The organism is Agromyces aureus (assembly GCF_001660485.1).
Taxonomy (GTDB): domain Bacteria; phylum Actinomycetota; class Actinomycetes; order Actinomycetales; family Microbacteriaceae; genus Agromyces; species Agromyces aureus.
In genome coordinates this window covers 3838319-3864341 of sequence record NZ_CP013979.1, presented here as the reverse complement: position 1 = coordinate 3864341, position 26023 = coordinate 3838319, and the positions used below count along the sequence as shown (strand labels likewise).

Annotated in this window: 30 protein-coding genes and 1 pseudogene; 20 read left to right on the top strand and 11 right to left on the bottom strand. The window is 69.7% G+C overall.

What is annotated here, in order from left to right; genetic code table 11:
• Positions 1-156: 156 nt before the first annotated feature.
• From ATC03_RS20865 to paaZ, 5 genes are all read left to right on the top strand, one after another.
• The gene (locus ATC03_RS20865) at positions 157-918 is read left to right on the top strand and encodes a collagen-like protein (RefSeq protein ID WP_067879824.1); all 762 of its coding nucleotides are present in this window, start codon (positions 157-159) and stop codon (positions 916-918) included.
• 213 nt (positions 919-1131) lie between these two features.
• Entirely contained in the window at positions 1132-2331 is a 1200-nt protein-coding gene (locus tag ATC03_RS17275; protein WP_067879820.1) for an acetyl-CoA C-acyltransferase, read from the top strand.
• Entirely contained in the window at positions 2328-3116 is a 789-nt protein-coding gene (locus ATC03_RS17270) for an enoyl-CoA hydratase/isomerase family protein (protein ID WP_067879817.1), read from the top strand. Before ATC03_RS17275 ends, ATC03_RS17270 begins: the two co-directional genes overlap by 4 nt.
• An 86-nt stretch (positions 3117-3202) precedes the next feature.
• On the top strand, positions 3203-4015 hold the full coding sequence (locus ATC03_RS17265) for a 3-hydroxyacyl-CoA dehydrogenase family protein (protein WP_067882519.1): 813 nt from the start codon (positions 3203-3205) through the stop codon (positions 4013-4015).
• Between the two features lie 26 nt (positions 4016-4041).
• On the top strand, positions 4042-6165 hold the full coding sequence (gene paaZ, locus ATC03_RS17260) for a phenylacetic acid degradation bifunctional protein PaaZ (RefSeq protein ID WP_084003589.1): 2124 nt from the start codon (positions 4042-4044) through the stop codon (positions 6163-6165).
• 369 nt (positions 6166-6534) lie between these two features.
• Here paaZ and ATC03_RS17255 read toward each other — a convergent pair whose 3' ends face one another.
• From ATC03_RS17255 to paaI, 4 genes are all read right to left on the bottom strand, one after another.
• Positions 6535-8661, bottom strand: coding sequence for a RecQ family ATP-dependent DNA helicase (locus ATC03_RS17255; protein ID WP_067879811.1), 2127 nt, complete (start codon positions 8659-8661; stop codon positions 6535-6537).
• Positions 8662-8758: 97 nt separating this feature from the next.
• Positions 8759-9388: a TetR/AcrR family transcriptional regulator gene (locus ATC03_RS17250; RefSeq protein WP_418118926.1), complete on the bottom strand. Its 630-nt coding sequence runs from the start codon at positions 9386-9388 to the stop codon at positions 8759-8761.
• 218 nt (positions 9389-9606) lie between these two features.
• A complete protein-coding gene (gene paaK / locus ATC03_RS17245; RefSeq protein WP_067882517.1) occupies positions 9607-10905 on the bottom strand; it encodes a phenylacetate--CoA ligase PaaK in 1299 nt (432 codons plus the stop codon).
• 91 nt (positions 10906-10996) lie between these two features.
• Positions 10997-11374, bottom strand: coding sequence for a hydroxyphenylacetyl-CoA thioesterase PaaI (gene paaI, locus ATC03_RS17240; protein ID WP_198168722.1), 378 nt, complete (start codon positions 11372-11374; stop codon positions 10997-10999).
• A gap of 239 nt (positions 11375-11613) precedes the next feature.
• On the opposite strand from paaI, the gene paaA reads away from it, so the two are divergent.
• The 15 genes from paaA to ATC03_RS17170 all read left to right on the top strand — a co-directional run bounded on the left by paaA (position 11614) and on the right by ATC03_RS17170 (position 21831).
• Positions 11614-12603, top strand: a complete 990-nt coding sequence (paaA, locus tag ATC03_RS17235) for a 1,2-phenylacetyl-CoA epoxidase subunit PaaA (RefSeq protein WP_067879802.1) — start codon at positions 11614-11616, stop codon at positions 12601-12603.
• The gene (gene paaB, locus ATC03_RS17230) at positions 12603-12908 is read left to right on the top strand and encodes a 1,2-phenylacetyl-CoA epoxidase subunit PaaB (protein WP_067879799.1); all 306 of its coding nucleotides are present in this window, start codon (positions 12603-12605) and stop codon (positions 12906-12908) included. The genes paaA and paaB overlap by 1 nt, the downstream gene beginning before the upstream one ends.
• Positions 12905-13801 (top strand): 1,2-phenylacetyl-CoA epoxidase subunit PaaC, encoded by an 897-nt coding sequence (gene paaC / locus ATC03_RS17225; RefSeq protein WP_227820150.1) that lies wholly within the window; start codon positions 12905-12907, stop codon positions 13799-13801. Before paaB ends, paaC begins: the two co-directional genes overlap by 4 nt.
• Before the next feature lie 128 nt (positions 13802-13929).
• Entirely contained in the window at positions 13930-14433 is a 504-nt protein-coding gene (gene paaD, locus ATC03_RS17220; RefSeq protein WP_067882513.1) for a 1,2-phenylacetyl-CoA epoxidase subunit PaaD, read from the top strand.
• Entirely contained in the window at positions 14433-15650 is a 1218-nt protein-coding gene (gene paaE / locus ATC03_RS17215; protein WP_084003588.1) for a 1,2-phenylacetyl-CoA epoxidase subunit PaaE, read from the top strand. Before paaD ends, paaE begins: the two co-directional genes overlap by 1 nt.
• Positions 15651-15735: 85 nt before the next feature.
• Positions 15736-16521 carry an enoyl-CoA hydratase/isomerase family protein gene (locus ATC03_RS17210; protein WP_067879797.1) on the top strand — a complete coding sequence of 262 codons (786 nt, stop codon included), beginning with the start codon at positions 15736-15738 and terminating at the stop codon, positions 16519-16521.
• A 153-nt stretch (positions 16522-16674) separates the two neighbouring features.
• Entirely contained in the window at positions 16675-16863 is a 189-nt protein-coding gene (locus ATC03_RS17205) for a hypothetical protein (protein ID WP_067879794.1), read from the top strand.
• 31 nt (positions 16864-16894) lie between these two features.
• The gene (locus ATC03_RS20040) at positions 16895-17275 is read left to right on the top strand and encodes a hypothetical protein (protein WP_084003587.1); all 381 of its coding nucleotides are present in this window, start codon (positions 16895-16897) and stop codon (positions 17273-17275) included.
• Positions 17276-17277: 2 nt separating this feature from the next.
• Entirely contained in the window at positions 17278-17958 is a 681-nt protein-coding gene (locus ATC03_RS17195; protein WP_067879792.1) for a hypothetical protein, read from the top strand.
• Between the two features lie 12 nt (positions 17959-17970).
• Entirely contained in the window at positions 17971-18672 is a 702-nt protein-coding gene (locus tag ATC03_RS17190) for a YdeI/OmpD-associated family protein (protein ID WP_067879789.1), read from the top strand.
• A 602-nt stretch (positions 18673-19274) separates the two neighbouring features.
• The gene (locus ATC03_RS17185) at positions 19275-19652 is read left to right on the top strand and encodes a hypothetical protein (RefSeq protein WP_067879786.1); all 378 of its coding nucleotides are present in this window, start codon (positions 19275-19277) and stop codon (positions 19650-19652) included.
• Between the two features lie 154 nt (positions 19653-19806).
• On the top strand, positions 19807-20382 hold the full coding sequence (locus tag ATC03_RS17180; protein ID WP_067879784.1) for a hypothetical protein: 576 nt from the start codon (positions 19807-19809) through the stop codon (positions 20380-20382).
• Positions 20383-20486: 104 nt separating this feature from the next.
• Positions 20487-20666 carry a hypothetical protein gene (locus ATC03_RS20650; protein WP_161490355.1) on the top strand — a complete coding sequence of 60 codons (180 nt, stop codon included), beginning with the start codon at positions 20487-20489 and terminating at the stop codon, positions 20664-20666.
• Complete coding sequence (locus ATC03_RS17175) at positions 20663-20863, top strand: hypothetical protein (RefSeq protein WP_067879781.1); 201 nt, start codon at positions 20663-20665, stop codon at positions 20861-20863. The genes ATC03_RS20650 and ATC03_RS17175 overlap by 4 nt, the downstream gene beginning before the upstream one ends.
• A gap of 533 nt (positions 20864-21396) precedes the next feature.
• Positions 21397-21831 (top strand): hypothetical protein, encoded by a 435-nt coding sequence (locus ATC03_RS17170; protein ID WP_152031002.1) that lies wholly within the window; start codon positions 21397-21399, stop codon positions 21829-21831.
• A gap of 293 nt (positions 21832-22124) precedes the next feature.
• Here ATC03_RS17170 and ATC03_RS17165 read toward each other — a convergent pair whose 3' ends face one another.
• From ATC03_RS17165 to mnhG, 7 genes and pseudogenes are all read right to left on the bottom strand, one after another.
• On the bottom strand, positions 22125-22682 hold the full coding sequence (locus tag ATC03_RS17165) for a hypothetical protein (protein ID WP_152031001.1): 558 nt from the start codon (positions 22680-22682) through the stop codon (positions 22125-22127).
• 439 nt (positions 22683-23121) lie between these two features.
• On the bottom strand, positions 23122-23697 hold the full coding sequence (locus ATC03_RS17160; RefSeq protein ID WP_152031000.1) for a hypothetical protein: 576 nt from the start codon (positions 23695-23697) through the stop codon (positions 23122-23124).
• Positions 23698-23773: 76 nt separating this feature from the next.
• Positions 23774-24409 carry a helix-turn-helix transcriptional regulator gene (locus tag ATC03_RS17155; protein WP_227820149.1) on the bottom strand — a complete coding sequence of 212 codons (636 nt, stop codon included), beginning with the start codon at positions 24407-24409 and terminating at the stop codon, positions 23774-23776.
• Positions 24410-24453: 44 nt separating this feature from the next.
• Positions 24454-24857: pseudogene (locus ATC03_RS17150) on the bottom strand (RidA family protein).
• Between the two features lie 107 nt (positions 24858-24964).
• The gene (locus tag ATC03_RS17145; RefSeq protein ID WP_067879767.1) at positions 24965-25204 is read right to left on the bottom strand and encodes a BrnT family toxin; all 240 of its coding nucleotides are present in this window, start codon (positions 25202-25204) and stop codon (positions 24965-24967) included.
• A complete protein-coding gene (locus ATC03_RS19875) occupies positions 25201-25464 on the bottom strand; it encodes a ribbon-helix-helix domain-containing protein (protein WP_074401088.1) in 264 nt (87 codons plus the stop codon). Before ATC03_RS19875 ends, ATC03_RS17145 begins: the two co-directional genes overlap by 4 nt.
• Before the next feature lie 181 nt (positions 25465-25645).
• Complete coding sequence (gene mnhG / locus ATC03_RS17140) at positions 25646-26002, bottom strand: monovalent cation/H(+) antiporter subunit G (RefSeq protein ID WP_067879764.1); 357 nt, start codon at positions 26000-26002, stop codon at positions 25646-25648.
• Between the last annotated feature and the right edge of the window lie 21 nt (positions 26003-26023).

Sequence of the window (26023 nt, the reverse complement as noted above, 5' to 3'; positions counted from 1 at the left end):
TCGTCGGTGCCGCGCGGCACTCCGCGGTCTGCGCGGTGCCCCGACACGCACGGCATCCGCCTCCGGGCCGTTTCGCGCCGCTAGCATGAGCGCGATGCGCGCTCCGTCCGTGGGGGTCACGGGTGTCGGGTGCGCGCGCGACGTGGAGGGCACGACATGACCGACGACGGCAACCCGAACGCCACGCAGCCCGACCCGACGACTCCGCCGGGGGCGTCGGCCGAGACCGGCGTCACGTCGACCGCGACGAGCGTTGCACCCACCGCGACCGCGACCGCACCCTCCGAGCCGAAGCCGGCCGGCGTGACCCGCGGACTGCTCATCGGAGTGGGCATCGGCGTCGTCGTGCTGTCGTTCGTCGCGGCGTTCCTCGGGTCGACGCTCGCGAGCTCGAACGACACCGCCGAGGTGGCTGCCACGCCGACGCCGACCGCGGTCGAGGCTGACGAGGTCGCCTACGAGGAGGCGATCGAGGAGATCCTCCCGGCGGGCTCCGCAGTCCGTGCCGGCACGGGCGTTCCCGAGGAGGGCAAGGGGTACGAGGGCGACGTCTACATCGACCTCGGCACCTCCGACGTCTACCTCTTCCAGGATGGCCAGTGGACGGCGGTCGGCAACATCCGCACGTCGGCCGCAGAGAACCTCACGGGCGCGACCGGGGCCACCGGCGAGAAGGGTGCCACGGGTGAGACCGGGGCCAAGGGGGCGACCGGCAAGACCGGCGAGACCGGTGAGACCGGCGCCACCGGCGAACAGGGCGCGCCAGGTACCCAGGTGCTGCTCGGCACGACGGCGCCCGAGCCGGAGACCTGCACGACCGACGGCGATGTCTTCATCGACACGGCGACCGTGTCGTTCTACCTGTGCGACGCGGGCGAGTGGGTGCTGTCGACGCCCACCCCGGCGCAACTGCCCTAGGCGGGCAGACGCGCCACGCCGTGCGCAGACCGGCTCCCCGAGCGATCGGGGAGCCGGTCTCGGCGTTTCCGGAGCCTCGGGTGGCGGCATGCGGCATCCGCCTGTCATAATTACTACCTGAACGGTCGGTCGGGAATTCCGACCGGAGTGCGCGCCCGTGCCGATGCCCGAGGCGACGCGTTCGATCCGAGACAGTGCGGTCAGGAGTGAACCATGGCAGAGGCCTACCTCGTCGGCGGCGTGCGAACGCCGGTCGGACGCTACGGAGGCGCCCTCGCGAGCGTGCGACCCGACGACCTCGCCGCGCTCGTGGTCGGCGAGCTCGTGCGTCGCATCGGGCTCGATGCGGCCGGTGAGCTCGGCGCGATCGACGAGGTGATCCTCGGCGCTGCGAACCAGGCCGGCGAAGACAACCGCAACGTCGCCCGCATGGCCGTGCTGCTCGCCGGCCTGCCCGACGAGGTGCCCGGCATCACCGTGAACCGGCTCTGCGCCTCCGGCATGTCGGCGATCACGATGGCCGGCCAGGCGATCCGCGCCGGTGACGCCGACCTCATCATCGCGGGCGGCGTCGAGTCGATGACGCGGGCGCCGTGGGTGCAGGCCAAGCCCGAGAAGGCGTGGGCGCGACCCGGCGCCGCGTACGACACGTCGATCGGCTGGCGCTTCCCGAACCCCGAGCTGCTCGCCCGCGAGAAGGCCACCTACGCGATGCCCGAGACGGCCGAGGAGGTCGCCCGAGTCGACGGCATCACCCGCGCCGATGCCGACGCCTTCGCGCTGCGGAGCCAGCAGCGCGCCGCCGCCGCGATCGCCGCCGGGCGGTTCGAGTCCGAGATCGTCGGCGTGCAGACGCATCACGGCGAGGTGCTCGTCGATGAGGGGCCGCGTCCCGAGACCACGCTCGAGGCGCTCGCCCGCCTCCGCCCGGTCGTCGCCGGGGGATCGGTCGTGACGGCGGGCAACTCGAGCGCGCTGAACGACGGCGCGTCCGCGATCCTCGTCGCGAGCGCCGCGGCGGTCGAGCGGCTCGGACTCGTGCCGCGCGCCCGCATCGTGTCGGCGGCCTCCGCGGGGCTCGCGCCCGAGATCATGGGCCTCGGCCCGGTCCCGGCGACCGAGAAGGCGCTCGAGCGCGCCGGACTCGACGTCGCCGACCTCGGCTCGATCGAGCTCAACGAGGCCTTCGCGACGCAGTCGCTCGCCTGCATCCGTCGCCTCGGACTCGACCCCGAACGCGTCAATGCCGACGGTGGGGCGATCGCCCTGGGGCATCCGCTCGGCTCGTCGGGCTCGCGACTGATCGTCACCCTGCTCGGCCGCATGGAGCGCGAGGGCTCGCGCTACGGACTCGCGACCATGTGCGTCGGCGTCGGCCAGGGGTCGGCCCTCATCCTGGAGCGCGTGTCATGACGGATGCCGCGGCGAACGCCGCTGCCGACCCCGCCGTCGACCCGGGGGCCGCGTCGCCCCTGCGCATCGAACGCCTCCCCGACCGCGTGGTCGCCACGCTCGATCGGCCGGCCGTGCGCAACGCGATCGACCAGCGCACGATCGACGCGTTGCACCTGCTCTGCGCCGAGCTCGAGGCGATCCCGCGCATCCTGATCATCACGGGGGCCGGGGGCGTCTTCGCCTCTGGAGCCGACATCGCCGAGCTGCGCGACCGACGCGCCGACGACGCCCGCCGTGGTATCAACGCGAACGCGTTCATCCGCGTCGCCGAGCTGCCGATGCCGGTGATCGCCGCGCTCGACGGGTACGCCCTCGGCGGCGGGGCCGAGCTCGCGTATGCCGCCGACATCCGCATCGCCACGTCGTCGCTCAAGATCGGCAACCCCGAGACCGGGCTCGGCATCCTCGCCGCGGCCGGGGCGAGCTGGCGGCTGAAGGAGATCGTCGGCGACGCGCGGGCGGCCGAGCTGCTGCTCACCGGGCGCACCGTCGAGGCCGACGAGGCGCTCGCGATCGGGCTCGTGAGCGCCGTGCATCCGCCGGAGTCGCTGCTCGACGCGGCGCACGCGATCGCGGATCGCATCGCCCGCAACGACCGCGACGCGACCATCGCGACCAAGCGCGTCTTCCGGGCGCCGCGTGCGGCCCACCCCGCGGTCGACCTCGACGCCCAGGCCGTGCTCTTCGAGAGCCCCGAGAAGTTCCGCCGCATGACCGAGTTCCTCGAGAGGAAGCAGAAGTGAACGCGTCGCAGGGTCTCGAGACGCTCCGCTCCTCGACCGGCGATTCCGGAGCGCCGCTCGACGTCGGCGTGCTCGGCGGCGGCCGCATGGGTGCGGGCATCGCGCACGCGTTCCTCCTCGCCGGCTCCCGCGTCACGGTCGTCGAACGCGATGCGGATGCCGCGGGCGCGGCCGAGCAGCGCGTGCTCGAGTCCGTCGCGGCCTCCGTCGCCAGGGGCACCGCCGACGAGGGCGCCGAGGTCTTGGCCGCGCGGTTCGCGGTGAGCACCGACGTCGGCGCGTTCGCGCGCTGCGGGCTCGTCGTCGAAGCGGTGCCCGAACAGCTCGAGCTGAAGATCGACGCCCTCACCAGGGTCGAGGCGGTGCTCGCCGACGACGCCGCGCTCGCCTCGAACACGTCGTCGATCTCGATCGACGAGCTCGCCACGCTGCTCGACCGCCCCGAGCGGTTCCTCGGCATGCACTTCTTCAACCCCGTTCCCGCCTCGACGCTCGTCGAGATCGTGCGCGGGCGCGCGACCGGCTCGGCGCTGGTCGGCGCGGCGCGCGACTGGGTGCGCGCCATCGGCAAGACGCCCATCGTGGTCGCCGATGCGCCGGGCTTCGCCTCGTCGCGCCTCGGCGTCGCGCTCGGCCTCGAGGCGATCCGCATGCTCGAGTCGGGCGTCGCCTCTGCTGAAGACATCGACCAGGCCATGACGCTCGGCTACAAGCATCCGGTCGGACCGCTGCGCCTGACCGACCTCGTGGGCCTCGACGTGCGCCTCGGCATCGCCGAGTACCTCGCCGAGACGCTCGGCTCGCGGTTCGAACCGCCCGCCCTCATGCGACGCATGGTCGCCGAGGGCAAGCTCGGCCGGAAGACCGGCGAGGGCTTCTACGTGTGGGACACCCCGTGATGGGCCAGTCCGTGAAAGGAATGCAGATGACCGAGATCCTGCCCAGCTACGTGAACGGCGGCTGGTGGGCGCCGGATGCCGCAGGGTCGCCGGCCGGCACGACGGCTGCCGCGACATCCGAAACCCCTGCGACCGAGGTGCGAGACGCGTCGACCGGTGAGGTCGTGGCGCGGGTGTCGACCGAGGGCCTCGACCTCGGCGCGGCGCTGGAATTCGCTCGCACGGTCGGCCAGCGATCGCTCGGCGCGCTGACATTCCACCAGCGCGCGGTGCTGCTCAAGCAGATGGCCCTCGCGCTCACCGAACGCAAGCAGGAGCTCTACGAGCTGTCCAGTCGCACGGGCGCCACGAAGCAGGACTCGTGGGTCGACATCGACGGCGGCATCGGCGTGCTCTTCGCGTACTCCTCGAAGGGGAGGCGCGAGCTGCCGAACGCGCAGGTCTACGTCGACGGTGGCGTCGAGCAGCTCTCGAAGGACGGCTCGTTCCTCGGGCGGCACATCTACACGCGCCTCCCGGGCGTCGCCGTGCAGATCAACGCCTTCAACTTCCCGGTGTGGGGTTCGCTCGAGAAGTTCGCGCCCGCGTTCCTCGCCGGGGTACCCAGCCTCGTCAAGCCCGCGACGCCGACCGGATACCTCGCCGAGGCGTTCGTGCGCATCCTCGTGGAGTCCGGTTTGCTGCCCGATGGCTCGCTGCAGCTCGTCTCCGGCAGCGTGCCCGGGCTGTTCGGCCACCTGCGACTCGGTGACCTCGTCGCGTTCACCGGGTCGGCCTCGACGGCCGAGCGACTGCGTGCGAACGACTCCGTGCAGACCGGCGGCGTGCGCTTCACGAGCGAGACCGACTCGATCAACGCCTCGGTGCTCGGCCCCGACGCGGTCGCCGGCACGCCGGAGTTCGACGCGTACGTGAAGCAGCTCGTCGCAGAGATGACCACGAAGGCGGGGCAGAAGTGCACCGCCATTCGCCGGGCCGTCGTGCCCGCGGCATCCGTCGACGGGGTCATCGAGGCGGTGCGAGCGCGGATCGCCGAACGCATCGTGATCGGCGACCCGCGCGCCGAGGGCGTCACCATGGGCCCGCTCGCGTCACTCGAGCAGCGCGACGAGGTGCTGCGGCAGGTGCGCCGGCTCGCCGGTGAGGGCGGCGAGGTCGTGATCGGCTCGACCGACGCCCCGAGCGTGCGACTCGCCGACGGCTCGACCGGTGAGGCGGCCGACGGTGCCTTCGTCGAACCGGTGATGCTCAGGTTCGCGGATGCCGCGAGCCCCGCCCTGCACGAGGTCGAGGCGTTCGGGCCCGTGACGTCGATCGTCGGCTACGACACCGTCGACGAGGCTGTGCGGCTCGTGGCGCGCGGCGGCGGATCGCTCGTCACGAGCGTCGCGACGCACGACCCCGCGGTCGCCGTCGCGCTCGCCTCGGGCATCGCGGCCTACAACGGGCGACTGCTGCTGCTCGACCGCGACGACGCCCGCACCTCGACGGGCCACGGCTCGCCGCTGCCGAATCTCGTGCACGGCGGACCCGGTCGCGCCGGCGGCGGCGAGGAGCTCGGCGGCATCCGCGCGGTGCTGCACCACATGCAGCGCACGGCTGTGCAGGGCTCGCCCGAGATGCTGACCGCCCTCACCGGGGTGTGGCACGCCGGTGCGGCCTCGACGCCGTTCGCCGAGGCCGGCCAGCCGCATCCGTTCCGCAAGTCGCTCGCCGAGCTGCGCATCGGCGACCAGGTCGTCTCCGGCTCGCGCACCGTGACGCTCGAGGACATCGAGACGTTCGCGCACTTCACGGGCGACACGTTCTACGCCCACATGGACGAGGCGTCGGCCGCAGCCAACCCGTTCTTCCCTGGCCGGGTCGCGCACGGCTACCTGCTCGTGTCGTGGGCAGCCGGACTCTTCGTGGACGCCGCACCCGGGCCCGTGCTCGCGAACTCCGGACTCGAGAACCTGCGCTTCGTGACGCCCGTCTCCCCGGGCGACACGATTCGCGTGGAGCTCACGGCCAAGCAGATCACGCCCCGCGAGACCGACGAGTACGGCGAGGTGCGCTGGGACGCGGTGCTGCGCAACCAGCACGACGAGCTCGTGGCGAGCTACGACGTGCTCACCCTCGTGGCGAAGGAGCTCGAGCCGGCCGCGTAGGCGGCATCGTCGTGATCGTGGTCGTGGTCGTGCTGGCTGTTGCGGTTCGTGGCCTGTCCACGACGCTCGATACCTGCTCTGCCGTCGTGGCGCCCGCCTGATCCTCTCGGCAACTGAATGTCAGTTCCGCCTCAGTGAGGCGGAACTGGCATTCGAAATCCGGATCGGTGTGGAGCGTGGGTTGGGCGGGGCTCAGACATGAGCTTTGGGCCCTCAACGGGTGGCCGGTGGGCGGTGGGGCGCGCACTGTGGACTCTGGGACGCGGTGGTCGACGGCTGAGTTGTGCGCGGCTCGCGCGAGGCACGAGGGTCGGTCGTGGAGTTCGAGGACGACGGCGGTACCCGATGCGGCGCGGGCCGGTGGGCGCGTCAGCCGCGCAGCGCGAGCACGAACGGCAGCACCGAGGTGGCGCCGGCCAGTCGCAGTTCGCGCGCCGCGACGGTGAGCGACCACTTGCTGTCGGCGAGGTCGTCGACGAGCAGCACCCCGCCGCTCGGCACGTCGAGCCCTTCGGTGGAGAACCGCTGCCAGACGCCGGCCAGGCGGAAGGCGCTGTTGCCGCCGGGCTGTCCGCTCGGGCCGCCGTTCGCGGGGGCGAGTGCGCCGAGGTAGGGCAGCCGGCCGATGCGCGCGAGGCCTTCGGCGAGCGAGCGCACGAGCTCGGGGTGCGAGCGCGAGGGCATCGAGACGACCGCGACCGGGCGCTCGGCCCAGCCCCAGTCGGCGAGCACGCGCACGCAGGCGTCGAGCATCTGGGGGTTGACCGGTGCGTCGGGCGCACCCGCCGCGAAGACCTCGCGGAGCGTGCCGCCCCAGCCGAGGTCGGTCAGACGCGCAAGCGCCCGGCCCTCGCCGGCCTGCTCGCCCGGGGCGATGCGGCCCTTGACGGGCACGCCGAGCCGGTCGGCGCCGGTCGGCCACGCCTTGCGCGGCTCGACGGGAACGCCGACGCGATCGAGGGCTCCGGATGCCGCCTCGGCCGCGCCCTCGGCGAGGTCGCCCGGGTACCAGACGCCGGCGCAGTTGTCGCAGCGGCCGCAGGGCGCCGCCGTCTCGTCGTCGAGCGAGCGCTGGAGGAACTCCATGCGGCAGCCGTCAGTCTGCTCGTAGTCGATCATGTGCTGCTGCTCGGCCTCGCGCTCGGCCGCGATGCGCGCGTACCGCTCGGCGTCGTACCGCCACGGCTCGCCGGTGGCGACCCACCCGCCCGACACGCGACGCACCGCGCCGTCGACGTCGAGCACCTTGAGCAGGAGCTCGAGCGGGGTGCGGCGGATGTCGACCCTGGCCTCGAGCGCCGGCGTCGACAGCGGCACGTCCGACAGCTCGCCGATGACCCGGTGCGCGCGCTCCTCATCGGGCATCGACGCCGTGGCGAAGTAGTGCCAGATCGCACGGTCTTCGGTGCCGGGCATGAGCAGCACGTCGGCGCTCTCGCTCGCACGGCCTGCGCGGCCGACCTGCTGGTAGTACGCGACGGGCGACGACGGGGCGCCGAGGTGCAGCACGAACCCGAGGTCGGGCTTGTCGAAGCCCATGCCGAGCGCGCTCGTGGCCACGAGCGCCTTGACCTCGTTGCGCTTCAGCATGCCCTCGGACTCCTCGCGCTCGTCGGGATCGGTCTGCCCCGTGTAGGCGCGCACCTCGTGGCCTCGCTCGCGCAGCACCCTGGCGATGTCGGTCGCGGCCGACACCGTGAGCGTGTAGATGATGCCCGACCCCGGCAGGTCGTCGAGGTGGCTGAGCAGCCACGCGAGCCGGCTCGCCGAGTCGGGCAGTCGCAGCACGCCGAGGCGCAGCGAGGTGCGGGCGAGGGGCCCGCGGATCGTGAGCACGCCCTCGCCCGCATCACCGCCGGCCGCGGTCGACCCGAGTTGCTCGGCGACATCCGCCACGACCCGGCTGTTGGCCGTGGCCGTGGTCGCGAGCACGGGCACCGAGGCCGGCATCTGCGCGATGAGGTCGCGCAGGCGCCGGTAGTCGGGCCGGAAGTCGTGGCCCCAGTCGCTGATGCAGTGCGCCTCGTCGACGACGAGCATGCCCATGCGCTGCACGAGCGCCGGCAGCTGCTGCTCGCGGAACGACGGGTTGTTCAGGCGCTCGGGGGAGACGAGCAGCACGTCGACCTCGTCGCGGTCGAGCGCCGCCAGCACGTCGGCCCACTCGTGCGCGTTCGTCGAGTTGATGGCCACCGCGCGCACGCCCGCCCGCTCGGCGGCCGCGATCTGGTCGCGCATGAGGGCGAGCAGCGGCGAGACGAGCACGGTCGGCCCGGCCCCCTCGCGCCGCAGCAGCAGCGTCGCGACGAAATACACCGCCGACTTGCCCCAGCCCGTGCGCTGCACCACGAGCGCCCGCCTGCGCCCCTCGACGAGCGCCCGGATCGCCTCGAACTGCCCGTCGTGGAAGGTCGCGTCGTCGCGCCCCACGAGTTCGCGCAGGGCGCCGAGCGCCGCCGCATGCAGGTCGGAGGGCACGGGGTCTGCATGGGTCATGGAGCCCACTCTGTCGGATGCCGCCGACAAGCGCCTGTGCGATACGCGACCGGCAGGCCGGGGCGAACGGGCCACGGCGGTAGCCGCTGCCGCCCGGTCAGCCCAGCAGGTCCTCGACGCGGTTCGAGGTCGGCATGCGCAACCCGTCGAGGGCGACCGCGACGACGTCGTCGGCGAGTCGGTCGGCGGTCTCGGTGCCGCCCGGGCGATACCACTCGACGAGCGAGTTGATCATGCCGAATGTGAGGCGCGCCACGACGCTCGCGTCGAGGTCGCTGCGGAGCGACCCCTCGGCCTGCGCCTCGGACACGAGCGCGGTGACCCGACGGTCGAACGCGCGTCGGCGTTCGAGCGCGCGCCGCTCCACCTCGGTGTTGCCGCGCACCCGCAGCAGCAGCGTGACCGAGGGCAGACGTTCGACGAGCACGTGCACGGCGCCGCGCAGCACGAGGTCGAGCCGGTCTGCAGCGCGCCCGCCCGCGGCATCCGCCCCCTCGAGCACGCCCTCGAGCGCGGCCAGGGCCGAGTCGAGCGCGCGATCGAGGATCTCGTCCTTCGAGGTGAAGTGGTGGTAGATCGCCGACTTCGAGAGGCCGAGCCGCTCGGCGAGCACGCCCATGGAGGTCGCGTCGTACCCGTACTCGTTGAAGGCGGCGACGGCGACGTCGAGGATACCCTGCTGGTCGTAGCCGGGGCGCCCGCGTCGGAGTGAGGTGTTCTCTGGCATCGCAGTCATCTTCCCATCCGAACGGTCGGTTGGCCCCGCGCCTCGTCGACTATTCAGGAGCGGCGAGGCGACGCGCCGTCGGGCTGGTGACGACACGCCGCATTCGGCCGCGCCGTCCTGAATTCGCCACGCCTCGCCACACCATCGCAGAGCTCCGGATGCCGCGGGCCGGGCATGCGGGACGCCTCGGCGCTCAGGCCGCCCGGCGAACCGGCGGCTCAGGCGTTCCGCAGGTCGTACACGCGCTTGTACTTGCCCTCGCTGCGCGGCAGTGCGCCGGGCTCCTCGAGCTGCACCTCGACGGTCGAGCCGATGAGCACCTTGATCTTCTTCGCGAGCACCACGGATGCCGCCTCGCACGTCTCGCGCGAGAGGTCGGGGTGGCGTTCGATGCGCACCTTCATGGTGTCCATGCGCCCGGCCTTCGACAGCTCGAGGATGAAGTGCGGCGTCAGGTGCTCGATGCCGAGCACGATCTCCTCGATCTGCGTCGGGAACAGGTTCACGCCGCGCAGGATGATCATGTCGTCGTTGCGGCCGGTGATCTTCTCGATGCGGCGCATCGCGGGGCGCGCGGTGCCCGGCAGCAGGCGCGTGAGGTCGCGCGTGCGGTACCGGATGACCGGGAACGCCTCTTTCGTGAGCGACGTGAACACGAGCTCGCCCATCTCGCCGTCGGGGAGCACCGCACCCGAGTCGCCGTCGATGATCTCGGGCAGGAAGTGGTCCTCCCAGATGTGGGGGCCGTCCTTCGTCTCGAGGCACTCGTTGCCGACGCCGGGGCCCATGACCTCGCTGAGGCCGTAGATGTCGAGCGCGTCGACGCCGAGGCGCTCCTCGAGCTCGTGGCGCATCTCGTTCGTCCAGGGCTCGGCGCCGAGCACCGCGACCTTGAGCGACGTCGAGCGCGGGTCGATGCCGGCCTCGACCATGGCGTCGGCGATCGTGAGCAGGTAGCTGGGCGTGCAGAGGATCGCGTCGGGCTCGAAGTCCATGATGAGCTGCACCTGCCTGGCCGTCTGGCCGCCCGACATCGGGATGACGGTCGCGCCGAGCGCCTCGATGCCCGCGTGCGCGCCGAGGCCGCCCGTGAACAGGCCGTAGCCGTAGGCGTTGTGCACCTTCATGCCAGGCCGGATGCCGCTCGCGCGCAGCGAGCGGGCCACCAACGAGGCCCAGCGCTCGAGGTCGCCCTTGGTGTAGCCGACGACGGTCGGCCGCCCGGTCGTGCCGCTCGACGCGTGGATGCGCGCGACCTGCTCCATCGGCACCGCGAACATGCCGAACGGGTAGGTCTCGCGCAGGTCGGCCTTGGTCGTGAACGGCAGCTTCGCGACATCCGCCAGCGACCGGATGTCGTCGGGGTGCACGCCCGCCTCATCGAACTTGCGGGTGTAGAGCGGCACGTTCGCGTAGGCGTGGCGCACGGTCTGCTGCAGTCGCTCGAGCTGCAGCGCCTCGAGTTCGGCCCGCGTCAGGCGCTCCTCGGCATCGAGGGCGTCGGATGCCGCGGGCACGAGTCCGGAGACGCTCGCACGCGCGGTCGTGGTGGTCGTGCTGGGGGAGAGGGTCGTCGTCGACACGTGATGCTCCTGGTTCGCGGACAGGTCAGAAGGTTCGGTTGGTGGAGATCGAGCGCCCGCGGAACTCGGCGACCGGTTCGCCGTGCTCGTCGACGACCGTGACGTCGTAGATGCCGGTGCGGCCCGACCGGGCTCGTCGCACGGCCGTCGCGGTCAGGGTCTGACCGGCGGTGGTGGACTTCAGGAACGCGATGTCGGCGCCAGCGGCGACCGTGACGTGCTCGTCTTCATTGCAGGCGATCGCGAAGGCCGTGTCGGCGAGCGCGAACACGAAGCCGCCGTGGGTGATGGCGAACCCGTTCGTCATGTCCTCGCGCACGCGCATGGAGACCACGGCATGACCCGGGTCGTCGCGCTCGACGACGAGGCCGAGGGATGCCGCAGCGCGGTCGCGCTGCATCATCTCGCGGTTGATCGGGGCGGAGGCAGTCGCGGCCGCTGGATCGAGGAGCCGCGCCAGCGGCGTCTCGAGATCATCCGTCATGTGAAGCTCCTCGTCGAGTTCCGGGCGCCATTGCTGCGGCGCAACTCCGACTATATACTAACTGAACGATCGGTTAGTATTATGTTCAGAGACGAACGGATGCCGCCGGCACCGCGCCCGAGAACACCACAGGCACGTGAACAACACAGGAGTCGACGATGACCTCACCCGCTGACCTCAGCGTGGTCGAACGCGAGCCCTCGCCCGAGGAGACGCAGTTCAACGACCTCATCGCGGCGGACTCGCGCATCGAGCCCCGCGACTGGATGCCCGAGGCGTACCGCAAGACGCTGATCCGCCAAATCAGCCAGCACGCGCACTCCGAGATCATCGGCATGCAGCCCGAGTCCAACTGGATCACGCGCGCACCGAGCCTCAAGCGCAAGGCGATCCTCATGGCGAAGGTGCAAGACGAGGCCGGCCACGGCCTCTACCTCTACTCGGCTGCGCAGACGCTCGGCATCACGCGCGACGAGATGATGAACCAGCTCATCGAGGGGCGCGCACGATACTCGTCGATCTTCAACTACCCGACGCCGACCTGGGCCGACATGGGTGCCATCGGATGGCTCGTCGACGGCGCCGCGATCTGCAACCAGGTGCCGCTCTGCCGCGCGTCGTACGGCCCGTACGGCCGGGCGATGGTGCGCATCTGCAAGGAGGAGTCCTTCCACCAGCGACAGGGCTTCGAGATCCTGCTCGAGCTGATGCAGGGCACCGAGGCGCAGCGGCAGATGGCGCAGGATGCCGTGAACCGCTGGTACTGGCCGGCCCTGCAGATGTTCGGTCCGCCCGACGACCAGTCGCCGAACTCCGCCCAGTCGATGGCGTGGAACATCAAGCGCTTCTCGAACGACGACCTGCGCCAGCGCTTCGTCGGCATGCTCGTGCCGCAGGCCGAGGTCATGGGCGTGACGCTGCCCGACCCGAACCTGCGCTTCAACGAGGAGACGGGGCTCTACGCGATGAGCGAGATCGACTGGACCGAGTTCGACGAGGTGCTCGCCGGCCGCGGCCCCGCCAACGCCGAGCGCATCCGCCGACGCCGCGAGGCGCACGACGAGGGAGCCTGGGTGCGCGAGGCGGCCGCCGAGTACGCCCGCAAGCAGTCCGAGCGCCAGCTCGCGGCATCCGGGGCGGTGGCGTGATGAGCACCCCCGGTGAGATGGGAACCGAACCCTGGCCCCTGTGGGAGGTCTTCGTGCGCGCCAACCGCGGCCTCAGCCACGTGCACGTCGGCTCGCTGCACGCGCCCGACTCCGACATGGCCGTGCGCAACGCGCGCGACCTCTACACGCGCCGCAACGAGGGCATCTCGATCTGGGTGGTGCCCGCCGAGGCGATCACCACGAGCGACCCCGACGCGAAGGGCGCCTTCTTCGAGAGCCCCGCAGGCAAGAACTACCGCCACGCCGTCTACTACACGAAGAGCGAAGGGGTGAAGCACCTGTGAGCGCGCCCTCCCTGCACGATGCCGGGCACGACACGGGCCACGACGCCGGCCACGACCTCCACGGCTCGGTCACGGTCGACGAGCTCGCGCTCGCCGAGGAGCTCGCGGGCTCCGGCATCACGGGTGCCGGTCGCGTGGCGTCGACGGATGCCGCGGAGTACGCCATGCGCCTCGGCGACGACGCCCTCGTGCTCGCCCAGCAGCTCGGCATGTGGATCACGCGCGCCCCAGAGCTCGAGGAGGACGTCGCGCTCGGCAACATCGGCCTCGACCTCATCGGCCACGCGCGCTCCCTGCTGCACTACGCCGGAACGGCGACCGGGCGCTCGGAGGACGACCTCGCCTACTGGCGCGGCGAGCCCGAGTTCCGCAACGCGTGGCTGTTCGAACAGCCCAACGGCGACTTCGCGCACACGATCGCCCGCCAGCTCGTCGCCTCGCTGTACCTGTACGAGCTCTACCGCGCGCTCGAGTCCTCGACCGACGCGACGATCGCGGCCATCGCGGCGAAGTCGGTGAAAGAGGTCGACTACCACCGCGACCACGCCGTGCAGTGGGTGCTGCGCCTCGCGGGCGGCACCGACGAGTCCCGTCGCCGCATGATCGTCGCGGTGACCGACACCTGGCCGTACGTCGACGAGCTGTTCGTCGACGACGAGCTCACCGCGCGGCTGGCGGACGACGGCGTCGCCGTGCTGCCGTCGACCCTGCGCCCCGCGTTCGAGGCGGCGGTCGACGCCGTGTTCGCCGAGGCCGGGCTCGAACGGCCCACCGGTCGCACCGCGTTCATCGCCTCCGGTGGCGGACGCGAGGGCCGGCACACCGAGCACCTCGGGCCGCTGCTCGCCGAGATGCAGGTGCTCGCACGCCAGCACCCGGGGGCGTCGTGGTGACCGCGGTCGCCGGCCCCGAGGTCGCCGGTCGAGGAGCGAGCGCCAGCGAGCGTCTCGAGACCTCGGAGGCGGGTCTCGAGACGCGTCCTCCTGCGTCGGGCGCTCCTCGACCGGCGGAGACCGTCGCCGTGCGCCCCACTCGACCGGTGGATGCCGCCGCGTGGCGGGTGGCCGCGACCGTGACCGACCCCGAGATCCCGGTGCTCACGATCGAGGATCTGGGCGTGCTGCGCTCGGTCGAGGTCGCCGACGACGGCGTCGTGCGCGTGCAGCTCACGCCCACGTACAGCGGATGCCCCGCACTCGACGCCATGCGCGACGACGTGCTGCTCGCGCTCACGCACGCCGGGTACGACGACGTGCACGTCGACCTCGTGCTCGCCCCCGCCTGGACCACCGACTGGATGAGCGAGAGCGGCAAGGCGAAGCTGCGCCGCTACGGCATCCAGGCGCCGACGGGTCGAGCGGCTGCGCGCGACGCCGGCCCCGTGCGCGTGCAGCTCGCGGTCAAGTGCCCGCGCTGCGACTCGCTGCACACGCGCGAACTCGCCCGCTTCGGCTCGACCTCGTGCAAGGCGCTCTACGAGTGCCTCGACTGCCTCGAGCCCTTCGACTACTTCAAGGTGCTCTGATGGCCGCGCGCAACCTCGGGTCGACGACGACGTCGGCCCCGATCACGAGCGGGGCTTCGGATGCCGCGGCCGAGGCGTTCCTCGCCTCCACCGTGGGCGGCGGCCACCTGCCGAAGCGCCGTCGTGCGAGGTTCCACACGCTCGAGGTCGCCGAGGTGCGACCGCTCACCGCCGACGCCGTCGAGGTGACGTTCGCGGTGCCCGCCGAGCTCGCCGACGAGTACGCCTACCTGCCCGGCCAGTACGTGGCCCTCCGCACCGAGCTCGAGGGGCACGAGCGCCGCCGCAGCTACTCGATCTGCCGCCCGCCCGAGCGCTCCGCCGACGGCACCGGCACCATCTCGGTCGGCATCAAGCGCGACCTCGGCGGCATCTTCTCGACCTGGGCGAACGCCGAGCTGAAGGCCGGCGACGCGCTCGACGTGATGAGTCCGCAGGGCACCTTCACCTCGACCCTCGACGCGCTCGACGGCAAGCACATCGTCGCGATCGCCGCAGGATCGGGCATCACCCCGCTCATGGCGCTCGCCCACACGGTGCTGGCCCGCTCGGCGACATCCGAGTTCGAACTGATCTACACGAACCGGTCGACCCTCGACGTGATGTTCCTCGAGGAGCTCGCCGAGCTGAAGGACCGCTACCCCTCGCGGATCGCGCTGCACCACGTGCTCTCGCGCGAGCAGCGCACCGCGCCGCTGCTGTCGGGCCGCATCGACGCCGAGAAGCTCGGCACCATGCTCGACGTGCTGATCCGCCCGGAGACGGTCGACGAGTGGTTCCTCTGCGGGCCGTTCGAGCTCGTGCAGCTCGCCCGCGACACCCTCGCCGAGCGGGGCGTGCCGGCCGAGCACGTGCGCTACGAGCTGTTCACCAGCGACGCCGAGCGGGTGGAGCCGCAGCGCGGCCGCCCCGTCGAGGTGCAGCAGGGCGAGCGCACGTTCGCGATCGAGTTCACGCTCGACGGGCAGTCCTCGACCGTCGAGAGCCCGGTCTCGGCGCACGAGTCGATCCTCAACGCGGCCCTGCGCGTGCGGCCCGACGTGCCGTTCGCGTGCGCCGGCGGGGTCTGCGGCACGTGCCGCGCCCGGCTCGTCGACGGCGATGTCACGATGACCGAGAACTACGCGCTCGAGCCCGACGAGCTCGAGCGCGGGTACGTGCTCACCTGCCAGTCGCACCCGACCTCCGACCGCGTCACGGTCGACTACGACGTGTGAGCGCCGGGTCGGGCGTGAGCGGGGCACGAGAGGTGATCGCGCTGGACGCACCACCGCGAACCGAACCACCGAGAAGGGATCGACGATGATCGAGATCACCGTGGCCGACGGCGTCGCCGAGATCGTGCTGAACGCGCCCGACAAGCTCAACGCGCTCGACGAGCAGGCGCTCGACGAGCTCGCGGGCGCGTACGCCGAGGCCGAGCGGCTCGCCAGCACCGGCGAGGTGCGCGCCCTCGTGCTCCGCGGCGAGGGGCGCGCGTTCTGCGCCGGACGCGACATCGCGGGTGTCGACCCTCGCGACGACGACGTGCTGGGCTACCTCGGGGGGCGCGTGCAGCCGCTGCTCGAGCGCATGGCCGCGCTGCCCGTGCCGACCTTCGCCGTCGCCCACGGCGCGTGCCTGGGCGTCGGGCTCGGGCTGCTCGTGGCAAGCGACATCGTCTACGTCGCCGACACCGCGAAGATCGGCTCGCCGTTCGCGAACCTCGGCGCGACGCTCGACTCGGGCGGGCACGCGCTCTTCGTCGAGCGCCTCGGCGCGCACCGCACCATGGACCTCATCGTCACGGGCCGGCTCATGTCGGGCGCCGAGGCCGTGGCCGCCGGGCTGTTCTCCCGGGTCTTCCCCGCCGACGAGGTGACGGATGCCGCCCGCTCCGCGGCACGGGTCGCGGCGACCGGGGCCACGCAGGCGTTCATCGCCTCGAAGGCGCTCGTCGCGTCGCTCCGCGACGACCGGCTCGGACTCTGGGCGTCGATGGCCGACGAGAACCGCGCCCAGGCCGCACTCTGCGACACCGACGACTACCGCGAGGGCTTCGCGGCGTTCCAGCAGAAGCGCAAGCCGGTCTTCACCGGCCGGGCCTGAGCGCCCGTCGCCTGAGCGCCCGTCGCGCCTGATCGCCCGTCGCGCCTGATCGAGCGGATGCCGGTGGCGGGCCCCGAGCGAATAGGGCGATCGCCCCATACGCGCCCACCACCTCAGCGACGAACGTCGACTCCAGACGAACAGGGAGTCGACATGATGATCTCGGAACTCAGCTACCTCCATCTCCAGCAGTCCGAGGAGGCGCGCATCACGCGTGATCTCGAGCGCCGCCGCGAGCAGCGCGAGCGCATCCTCGAGGGAGAGCTCGGCGCCGACCGTGCGCCGAGCGGCGCACCGCGCAGGTCGTGGCTCGGCTTGAGGCCGCGCCGCCGCCTCGCTTGACCGGCGCCCGCGCGTCGTCCACGCTGAGGCCATGAGCGAAACGACGCGCACCGCTGCCCGTGGGGCCGCCTTCTGGATCTGCTACGCCATCACGCTGATCAGCGCCGCCGTGAGCGTGACGTTCGCGATCGTCGCCGTGGTCGACGGCGGGTTGGAGGCGACGGACGCGCTGTACGCGGCATCCCGCAGCATCGCGCTGGTCGTGCTCGCACTCGTCGCGCCGATGTTCCGATCGGATGCCGCGCTGCTCGCGGTCGCCGTCGCCATGACGATCGTGCAGGGCATCGACGCCTACATCGGAGCGCTGCAGGGCGACGTCGCGAAGACCGTCGGGCCGGTCGTGCTGTGCCTCGCGACGATCGTGGCGGCCACGTTCCTCGCCAGGAGCGACCGCACGAGGAACCGGGACTGAGCATGCCGCACTCCTTCCCGCTGCACACCGACGTCGAGGCGCGCTGCCTCTGCTGCGAGTCCGTGCAGCACTTCGTGTTCGCCTCGCCCACCGACCACGTCGTCTGCAAGCACTGTCGTCGCCACCTGGGCGACGACAAGGCCGAGCGTCGCGATCGCGAGCACGTCTCGCTGTGGCGGTCCATCGTCGAGGCTCGGGATGCCGCGGCCGCCGACGCGCGGACCGGTGCCGACGAGGCGGCAGCCGAGGCTGCGGCGACGATCGGCTCGCTCACCGCCGAGCGCGACCAGCTGCGGGCCGGCGCGATCGACGGATCGGGTGAGACCGGAGCCGCGCTGCGGCGCGACCTCGAGGGCGAGCTCGTGCGCCGTGCCGAGCGGGCCACCGAGCTGACGAACCGGCGTCTCGATCGAGCCATGGTCGCCCTGTGGCAGCTGCAGGCGTTCCACCACCCCGACCCACGCAAGCCCGGCGCCTGCTCGTGCGGCAAGCCGTTGCCGGCCTGCCCCGAGAGCCGGATCCTCGAGGGCGTGCGCCAGGAGATGCGCGACTGGGAGTCCCGCAACCTCGCCCTGCTGCGCGACGGCAAGCGGCACGGGCTCCCGGCCGAGCATCCAGAGGTCGCTGCAGCCGCCGCCGCATCCGGCACCGCTGGTCGCCGCCCCGGTGTCGGCGGCCGCTGACAGACTGAGCGCATGCCCTCATCGATCGGCACCCCCGGAGGCACGCCCGAGCGCCCGGCGCTCTTCTTCGCCGATGCGGCGGAGTTTCGCGCCTGGCTCGAGGCGAACCACGACTCGGCGCCCGAACTCTGGATGGGCCTCAACAAGAAGCACGTCGAGAACCCCGGCCTCACCTGGGCCGAGGCCGTGCCGGAGGCGCTCTGCTTCGGCTGGATCGACTCCGTCTCCCAGCGCATCGACGACGACGCCCGTCGCCAACGCTGGTCGCCGCGCAAGTCCACGAGCATCTGGTCTGCCGTCAACATCGCCCACGTCGAGCGGCTCACCGCCGAAGGGCGCATGCACCCCGCCGGGCTGGCCGCCTACGAGCGGCGTCGGGCCGACCGCACCGGCGTGTACTCGCACGAGTCGGTCGACGAGCAGCTGCCGCCCGAGGCGGCGGCGAGGCTCGAGGCGAACCCCGCGGCATCCGCGTTCCTCGAGCAGGCGACGGCCACCTACCGGCGCATGGCCGTGCACTGGGTGATCTCGGCCAAGCAGGAGGCCACGCGCGAGCGGCGCCTCCAGCAGCTCATCGACGACAGCGCGGCCGGTCTCCTCATCGCCCCGCAGCGGTTCGGCGACACCCCGAAATGGGTCGAGCGCGCGGCCGCCGCGGCCCGCGCCGCAGCGGCCGGGTCGGGCGGCGGTGCCGTGAGCGGAGACGCCGGCTGAACCTGGGCGCGGGTTGAGCCCCGGCGCGTGTGGAGTTCGGCGCGACTTGGCGGCGTCCGGTGATCGAACCGTGTCGCTTCCTCTTTCCCGACGTCGCGGCGTTTGCTGATCGAGTCGACGATTCGTAGGCGTTCGACGTCGTGTTCCATCTGTGCCAGGGCAGCCAAGATCGTGAACAGCATCGATCCCATCGGAGCCGATGTGTCGACGTCGTCGCCGCTGAGGCTCAACACGGGAAGGCCCGGTCGCGCAGCGTTCCCCCGTTGCCTCCCGAGACCGGCGGACGACCGTCGAGACGCCTCGAATCCCGAGGATTCGAAACACTCGATGTGTCCCGTATCAGGCACCCGCGCGGGAATGGTTACGGGGCGGGTCAAACGCACACAGCCATGGCAGAGGGAGCCGGACCCAAGGCCCCTGATGCGCAGCGCGACCGGCTTGCGGGCGGAATCGGGTTGCGGCGCCGGTCCGATCCGGTCCGGTCCGGTCCGGAGGCAGTCGTCTGAGCCTCGCAGAGCCCGATCGGGCATGATGGGCACGTCGAGAAGGGACTGGCTGAGTTGCCATCAGAGACGTACGTTCCAAACGAGCTGCTTCCGCGCATGGTCGGCGACCGGATGTATTCCGTCGAGTTCGTCCTCAACGACTCTGTGCAGTTTCGCTTCGACGGCACGCCAGGTGCGGGAAGTCCTGTCACCCTGAACAGCTACGTGTGGCCGGTTGTCGAGGTGGATGCGCGGTCGTGGCGCGAGTCCGACTTGGGCTACGCAGATGCTCTGCGCCGACTGACACCCGGGGTCGTGCTATCCACGAGTGAAGCATCAGGTACCGGGCTTCGCGTCGTTCTCGACACAGGCTCCCTGCTTATTAATCCGAACGCGGATGAGGTCTACGTCGAGATTGCGGAGATCATGGGCTTTCACGACGGATCGTGGATGGTCTGGCGCCCCGGCGAGGACACCTTCGAGGACCTCGGATAGGAAATCCGCGCGAGTTCCTCGACGCTTTGGACGGCATGACGAGAATCGCCATCAAAGCGCGCGCCCATGGACCGGCTTGCGGGTTTAGGGGCTGCTTGTCGTGATCGATGGGCGGCCGGGCTTGCAAGTTGGCCGCAGGCGATAGATTCGCCGCATGCTGAAGGCCCGAACCGGCAGCGTCGCCCTCACCGCGCTGCTGATGCTTCCCCTGCTCACCGGCTGTACCACGGTGGCCAATTCGTTCTTGCCCGCCACCGATACCCCGAACGCAGCCGCTTCGGCGGTCCCCGCGCCAATCGAAGGGGACACGGACGGAGACGGTGAGCTTTCCGAGTTCGAGAAGCAGGTACTCGCGAGAAACGCACCCCGCGACATCAACCTTCACGATGGCACCGTCGTCGTCGTGACACCCGGGCAACCTCTCCCGCTGCCGGTCATCGACCAGATCGTCGCCGACGCAGCGCCCGGCGCGGCCCAGACCCAGACCGACGACGAGTTTGCGCCCATGGCGGGCGTAAGAAGCATCCGCGAGGTCGCAAGCTCATACGCGAACGAGATTGGTCGCACCGTCGTCATCGTCTACCGAGACTTCGGCGCTTGGGGCACGATCTCCTCCGTCGACGAATCCGGCGGGACCGAGCTGGCAGGCACCAGCGACCAAGACGCGATGGTCGCTGCGGCAACCGACTGGGCCGAATCACACGACGCCTACGTAGTCGTTGTCGAGTAGCCACGCTCCTCTTCGGGTTCCCCATACACTGAAGGATGGTGAAGCGATCAGGGTCACGTCATGGGCAACGACAATGAGCTTCGATCATGCCCGCTGAGCCGCGAGTGAAGTCCGGTCCAATGGGCCAGAAGTCCTCGACGTCAGGCACTGGCTGGCTCATCGTGCTCGCCTTCGTGTCGATCCTCGCCACGTTCTACCTGTCGGGGCTGCTCGCGTTGAGCCTGGACGAGCACTGGGGTATGTCGCGGCCTACCAAGAGAACGGCGACCGCCAGGCCGCGATGAATGCCGATGAGGAACTGTCCGGTGTCGGGTTTGCTTCGTTCCTGCTCGTCGTCCTTTGGCTGGCTGTCACGGGTACCGCGTTCGCGGTCGCGGTCGGCACCGGGCTGAAGGTGCTTCGGACGACTGCGACCTCCTCGGTCGGGTTCGTGGTGATCGCAGGCGTGTTTCTCTACGCCTGGCGGCTGTTCGGCGTCTAGGGCCTGTCTTCCTCTGCGCGTAGCCAGCTGAGGATCCGTTTGTGGGATGGCATCGTGTACGTCTGGAGACCTACCCCATGAGTAGCCGTCGAGCCGCGTCAATGATGAGCCAGACGGATAGAGCCATCATGAAAATAGAAACCCACGCGAACGTCCGGGGAGTCGAATCTCGCGCTGTGGTCTCGCCGAGGCGCCTGGGCAGTTGGTCGAGCCGATCCTTCGTTCGACGCGCATGTTCACTCCGCTTGAAGAAGAGCCATAGAGCGACGGCCAGGCCCGCGATTCCAGCAACGAGCTCAACGAGCGTGTTGATCGTCTCCAGAACCGATCAGCCCCTTCCCGCACCTGCGAATGACCCCAGATCTTCCAACGCCGCGAACCAGCTCATGCTGCGGTCATGGCCACGATATCGATCAACGGGCCGGGAGCACTGGACTGAGGACTGAGCTGCGACGACTTGCGCTTTCAATAGAAGTCTCCGCATCGCAGCCCGCAGGCGGATCGATCACCGCTGCAGTGCCATGGTTGAGGTCATGATGGAGACGCCTTCTCTCGCTCAGGTGCGCCGAGTGCTCGAGCGAACCCTGATCGTCACTGGCGGCGAGCTCACCGCCGCCATGCGGGATCAGATTTCGGCTCTGCGCGCGGTGAGTGGCCCCGTCACGATGCTCGAACTTGACATCCCCTCCGAGGTCCAGAAGATTGTCCGCGCGAATGGTCCCTACCGATCCATGAGCAACGATGCTCAGGTCGAGGTTGTCGACGAAAGCGGCGACGCTATTGGCGGGATCCTGCTGTGGGTAGAAGACGGTCGGCTGATCACCCTTGAGTACTACTGGTACACCGACGACCCGCCACTCGAGCTCCCAACCGTGCAGCGCATCGTCTGCGCAACGTCGCGGCAACCGATCCCTTCCCGCGGACGAGTCAGACCGAAGAGGTCTCGCCGACTTCGTCAACTTCGGTGAGATGTTCCCAAGACTCCGTTAGACCCTGTGCAGTGAAGACTTCGTAAAGCTGCGCGAACCCCGGAACCTCAAGCACCGCACCATCGGGCCAGACCGCTTCGCACTCGTCGCAGATCTGCATCCGTCTACTTGCGACGTCGAGCACGTACGTCCCGACTGTTCCCTGGTGACATCTGGGGCATGGGGCCATCTGCGCACTGTACCCGGATGCCCCTGGCTCACTGAGGGATCCCCTTGTGGCGGTTCGATCAGCGACCGCCGTACGGACAATGAGCGAAGGCCAGTGACGCTCGTCACATCAGATTTTCACCGGTGGGCAGATGCAGCTGCTCAATCAGCGCCTGCACTTTGCTGATCTCAGCCGTAGGCACCCGTCCGGACCATGGGTCCCAGAGTCCACGTGGGTCTTGGGACCTGAAAATACCCTGTTGGCGGATCCAATCGAGGTCATCGCCGGTGTACACGAGTTCAACCATGAAATGCGAGGCGGTGAGCGGCACACCCCAACGGGCTGCGTCACCAGCCGGTGTGTTGAGAACACCGACGCGGAACGGCTGACCCTGATATTCACATGTCACTTCCGCGTGCACGTACTCCTGAACGTCGGAGTATTCAACATCGAAGTAGGTGTCAGGCAGGAACATGGCCCGGTTACTGTCAAGGTAAGCGGAGGTTGAGCTCTCTGCCACCCAGGGTTGTGCTGCGGTCTGCTCTGGCGATGCGACCATCGACAACGTCAGGTGGTCATGGCCACGCCACATCATCGGAATATGAGCCAGAAACCATTGCCCGTGAACGTGGGCATAGTTTCCGGTTGGGATGACAAACCCATTAGGAAGGAGATCAGTCATTTTGAGACTCCACGGGCGTGCGGGCGCCGGCTTCCTGCCGAGTGATCTGGTCGTGTGGCACCCACAAGCCACGACTCCTCTCGAACGGCTACCATCCAGTCATGGTCTTCATCCAGTGTCGAAGGCTTCGCCGGAAGCGACTGCTCCTGATCAAGTGTGATCGTATCCACGGACGCTACGTGAGCAGACGGGCGTCACCCGCCGGTCTGACCGTCTCGCACTCGCGCCGATCGTCACCCTCTCGTGTACGCGCACCCCGGACCAAGGCCTCCCGCGGCAACCGAGGGCAGCGAGCCGCTACTGAATGAGAGTCAGATTAGCCAAGGCAAACGTCCAGACGCCTGCCGCGCAACGACGTCGCACGGAGTCCGATGAAGGATTCCTGAGGGGCGCGATTCCCGAAACGAGAGCGGTGCGCGGGTGGTGTCCCCCACCGGCGTCAGTAGTTCGTCGGGACCGGGCCGGTGATGGCCTCGAATGTGGGATTCTCTGTGGGCGACCAAGCGCTGAGCGAGTCGATGCTCGTCAGAATGATCCCGTAGTCGTATCCGATAAGACGTTTCGCGATCCCCGTTTCCTGATCGACGACGAGCGTCTGCCGGAATGCAGGGTCGTCGATGTGCTCGAAGGTGAACAAAAGTGAGCGACGTCCGACGTGCTGGACGAGAACCGGATAGAAACTTCCGTGCGGGTTGGCCCATGTCAGAATCCGCGTCGGCCACAGCAGTTGAAGCGTCTGCGGCAACGGCCTGAAGAAGTCCGCCTCGTGCGGTTCGTCTCGCCCGCCGAAGTCAACGATCCCGTCGCGGTAGGTCCCGCGGCGGCCGTCCTCGTACTCGAGTACCCACCACTGCTCAGCTTCGTCGACGGCGAACCGGAACTGCCGCCCCTTTCCGCCGCCCTGATACACGCCCCGTCCCGATAAGCGACGCTTAGTTCCCAGCGACTCGACAGCGGCGACGACCTCGGCCGTGTCCTGACGGCTGAGCACAGTATCGAACTTGAAGGCAGCCATCATTCGAGATTAGAGAACACGATCGCAAACTGCCCCTCGAGTCGATGAGCGATCGGCGAACGGACACGTTTGAGGCTCACGGCTGTGCTTCGAGCGGCGCCTCCGTGGCCGGTTTCGAATCGGTCAGAGGCGCACGTTGCGATCGGCGCTGCTTCTTACTCCGCGAGAGCGGGTACTTCTCCTCGAGTCGCGGTTCGAGGTAAATCCTTCGTATCGCGACGAGAATCAGGTACCCACCAGTCCAGTAGGCGAGGAAAACAACAAGCCCGTACTGACCGAGCGTGAAGCTGACCAAGGTGAGGACCACGCCGATTCCGATATAGAGCCACCGCCACGCGCCGGTGAGCCGGTCGCGGGCGGCCTGCTGATCCTCTGTCCGGGACTGCAGGGACTCAACACGGTTTCCGAGGTCAGCGTCATCGATCGCGATGAAAAGGTCTCGAACGGAGACGCGAAGCGCCTCAGCGACAAGGGACAACGTCTCCAGGCTGGCGTCCTGCCCGGCCTCCAACCGCTGAATCGTTCGAAGCCCGACGCCGCTCTCAGTCGCGAGCCGCTCCTGGGTCCAGCCGTACTCCTGACGAAGGTCGATGATTCGTGTGGTGTTCATGGGTCTCATGCTCGCTCCGCCCGCCTCCTCAGCACCACGCCACGACGCCGCCAGTGAGCCGCCGCTCGGCCGCCGCCTTCCCGCCACCTCATTCTCAACCATCTCGGCACCCGCAGATGGACCCGCTCTCGGTCACTACTGGCGGGTCAGTCGGTGACTGCTGCAACCGCTTCGATCTCGACGAGCTGGTCGTCGTATCCAAGGACCGTGACTCCGAAAAGGGTGCTGGGCACGTCGTGATCGCCGAACGCGTCACGAACGACGTCCCAAGCTGCGACGAGATCGGACCGGTTCGAGGAAGCGACCAGGACGCGCGTGCTGATCACGTCCTCGATTCCTGCTCCGGCGGCCTCGAGCGCTTCCTTCATCGTCGCGATGCACCGGAAGGCTTGGACCGCGTAGTCGCCGACCGCGGCGATGGTCCCGTCGTCGAGAGGGCATGCGCCGGCGAGAAAGATGTAGCGGGAGTCTTTGGTGCTGTCGCTGCGTAGGCGTACTGGGCGACATCGCTGAGCGTGCTGGATCGAATGAGTTGGACGGCGCTTCGCATGGACTCATCGTGACACGGCGGCCACCTCGCAGATCATCCAGCGGGCCCGCGAGCGGATCCGCCTACGGGCTGTTGAAGCCCCTGAGCGGTTGCCAGGGCGTCGGCTGTTACGGCAGGAGATCGAGCATCTGGGGGCGAGCCTTCATTGCATGAATGACGAGTTCGTTGCCACTGTCGAAGACCAGAACAACCGTTTCCAAGAGGCGCCCCTGCCTGTCGAACCCGAGTCGGAGTTGACGCGCAGGCGAGTCGTCGTCGAGATCCTCGATCCACAGTGCCCGGCCGGCGGCCCGGATGGCGTCCTCGGGATCGATGCCGTGCTTGAGTGCGGAGTCGTGAACCTTCACGCCGCGTACGCGGCGATCGCTTCACGGATCAGGTCTGAGCGCGACTTGTGCTCCCGTGCAGCACGGGCATCGAGAACGGCGAGTTCCTCCGCTGTGAGACGTAGAGCGACTACCTGCGCGGGCTCCGCTCCGCGCCCAGGTCGCCCACGTCCTCGCCGCTTGAGTGCGTCGATGTCGTACCCGGCTTCAGCTTCCGCCGCCCAGGCCGAGATCTGCTCCTCGGTAACCGGAACGCCGTTGATCGTCTCTTCACCACCCATACCAAAATCGTATTACGAAAAAGACGGCTCGTCTACGGGCCGATGGGCGCCCGCTGGCGGATCCCTTGCGGACACTGGAGCAACGACCGCGAGGCTCCCCGGCGACGACAACGAGCGACACACAGTGACCACGGAACACCGCCGCAAAGCGCCGAACTCCACACCCAGTGCCGGCTGAACCTCAGCCCCGGCCCGGCTGGTCGTGCGCGGCGATGTCGCGGTCGAGCTCGTCCTCGATGAGCAGGTCGCGGCGCACGTGGTCGCTGCGGTAGGCGGCGCGCCCCAGCATGTGCGCGGTCATCGGCTGGGTGAGCAGCTGGAACGTCATGATGAGCACGACCGTGGTGACCACGCCCCACGTCGGCACCTGCACGACGATCGCGACGAGCACCGCGGCGAGCCCGAGCACCTGCGGCTTCGTCGCGGCGTGCAGTCGCGTGAGCACATCAGGGAAGCGCACGATGCCGATGCCCGCGGCCATCGACAGGAACCCGCTCACCACGATGAGCAGGCCGACGGCGATCTCGGCGGCGCTCATCGCGGACCTCCGGCGTGAGCA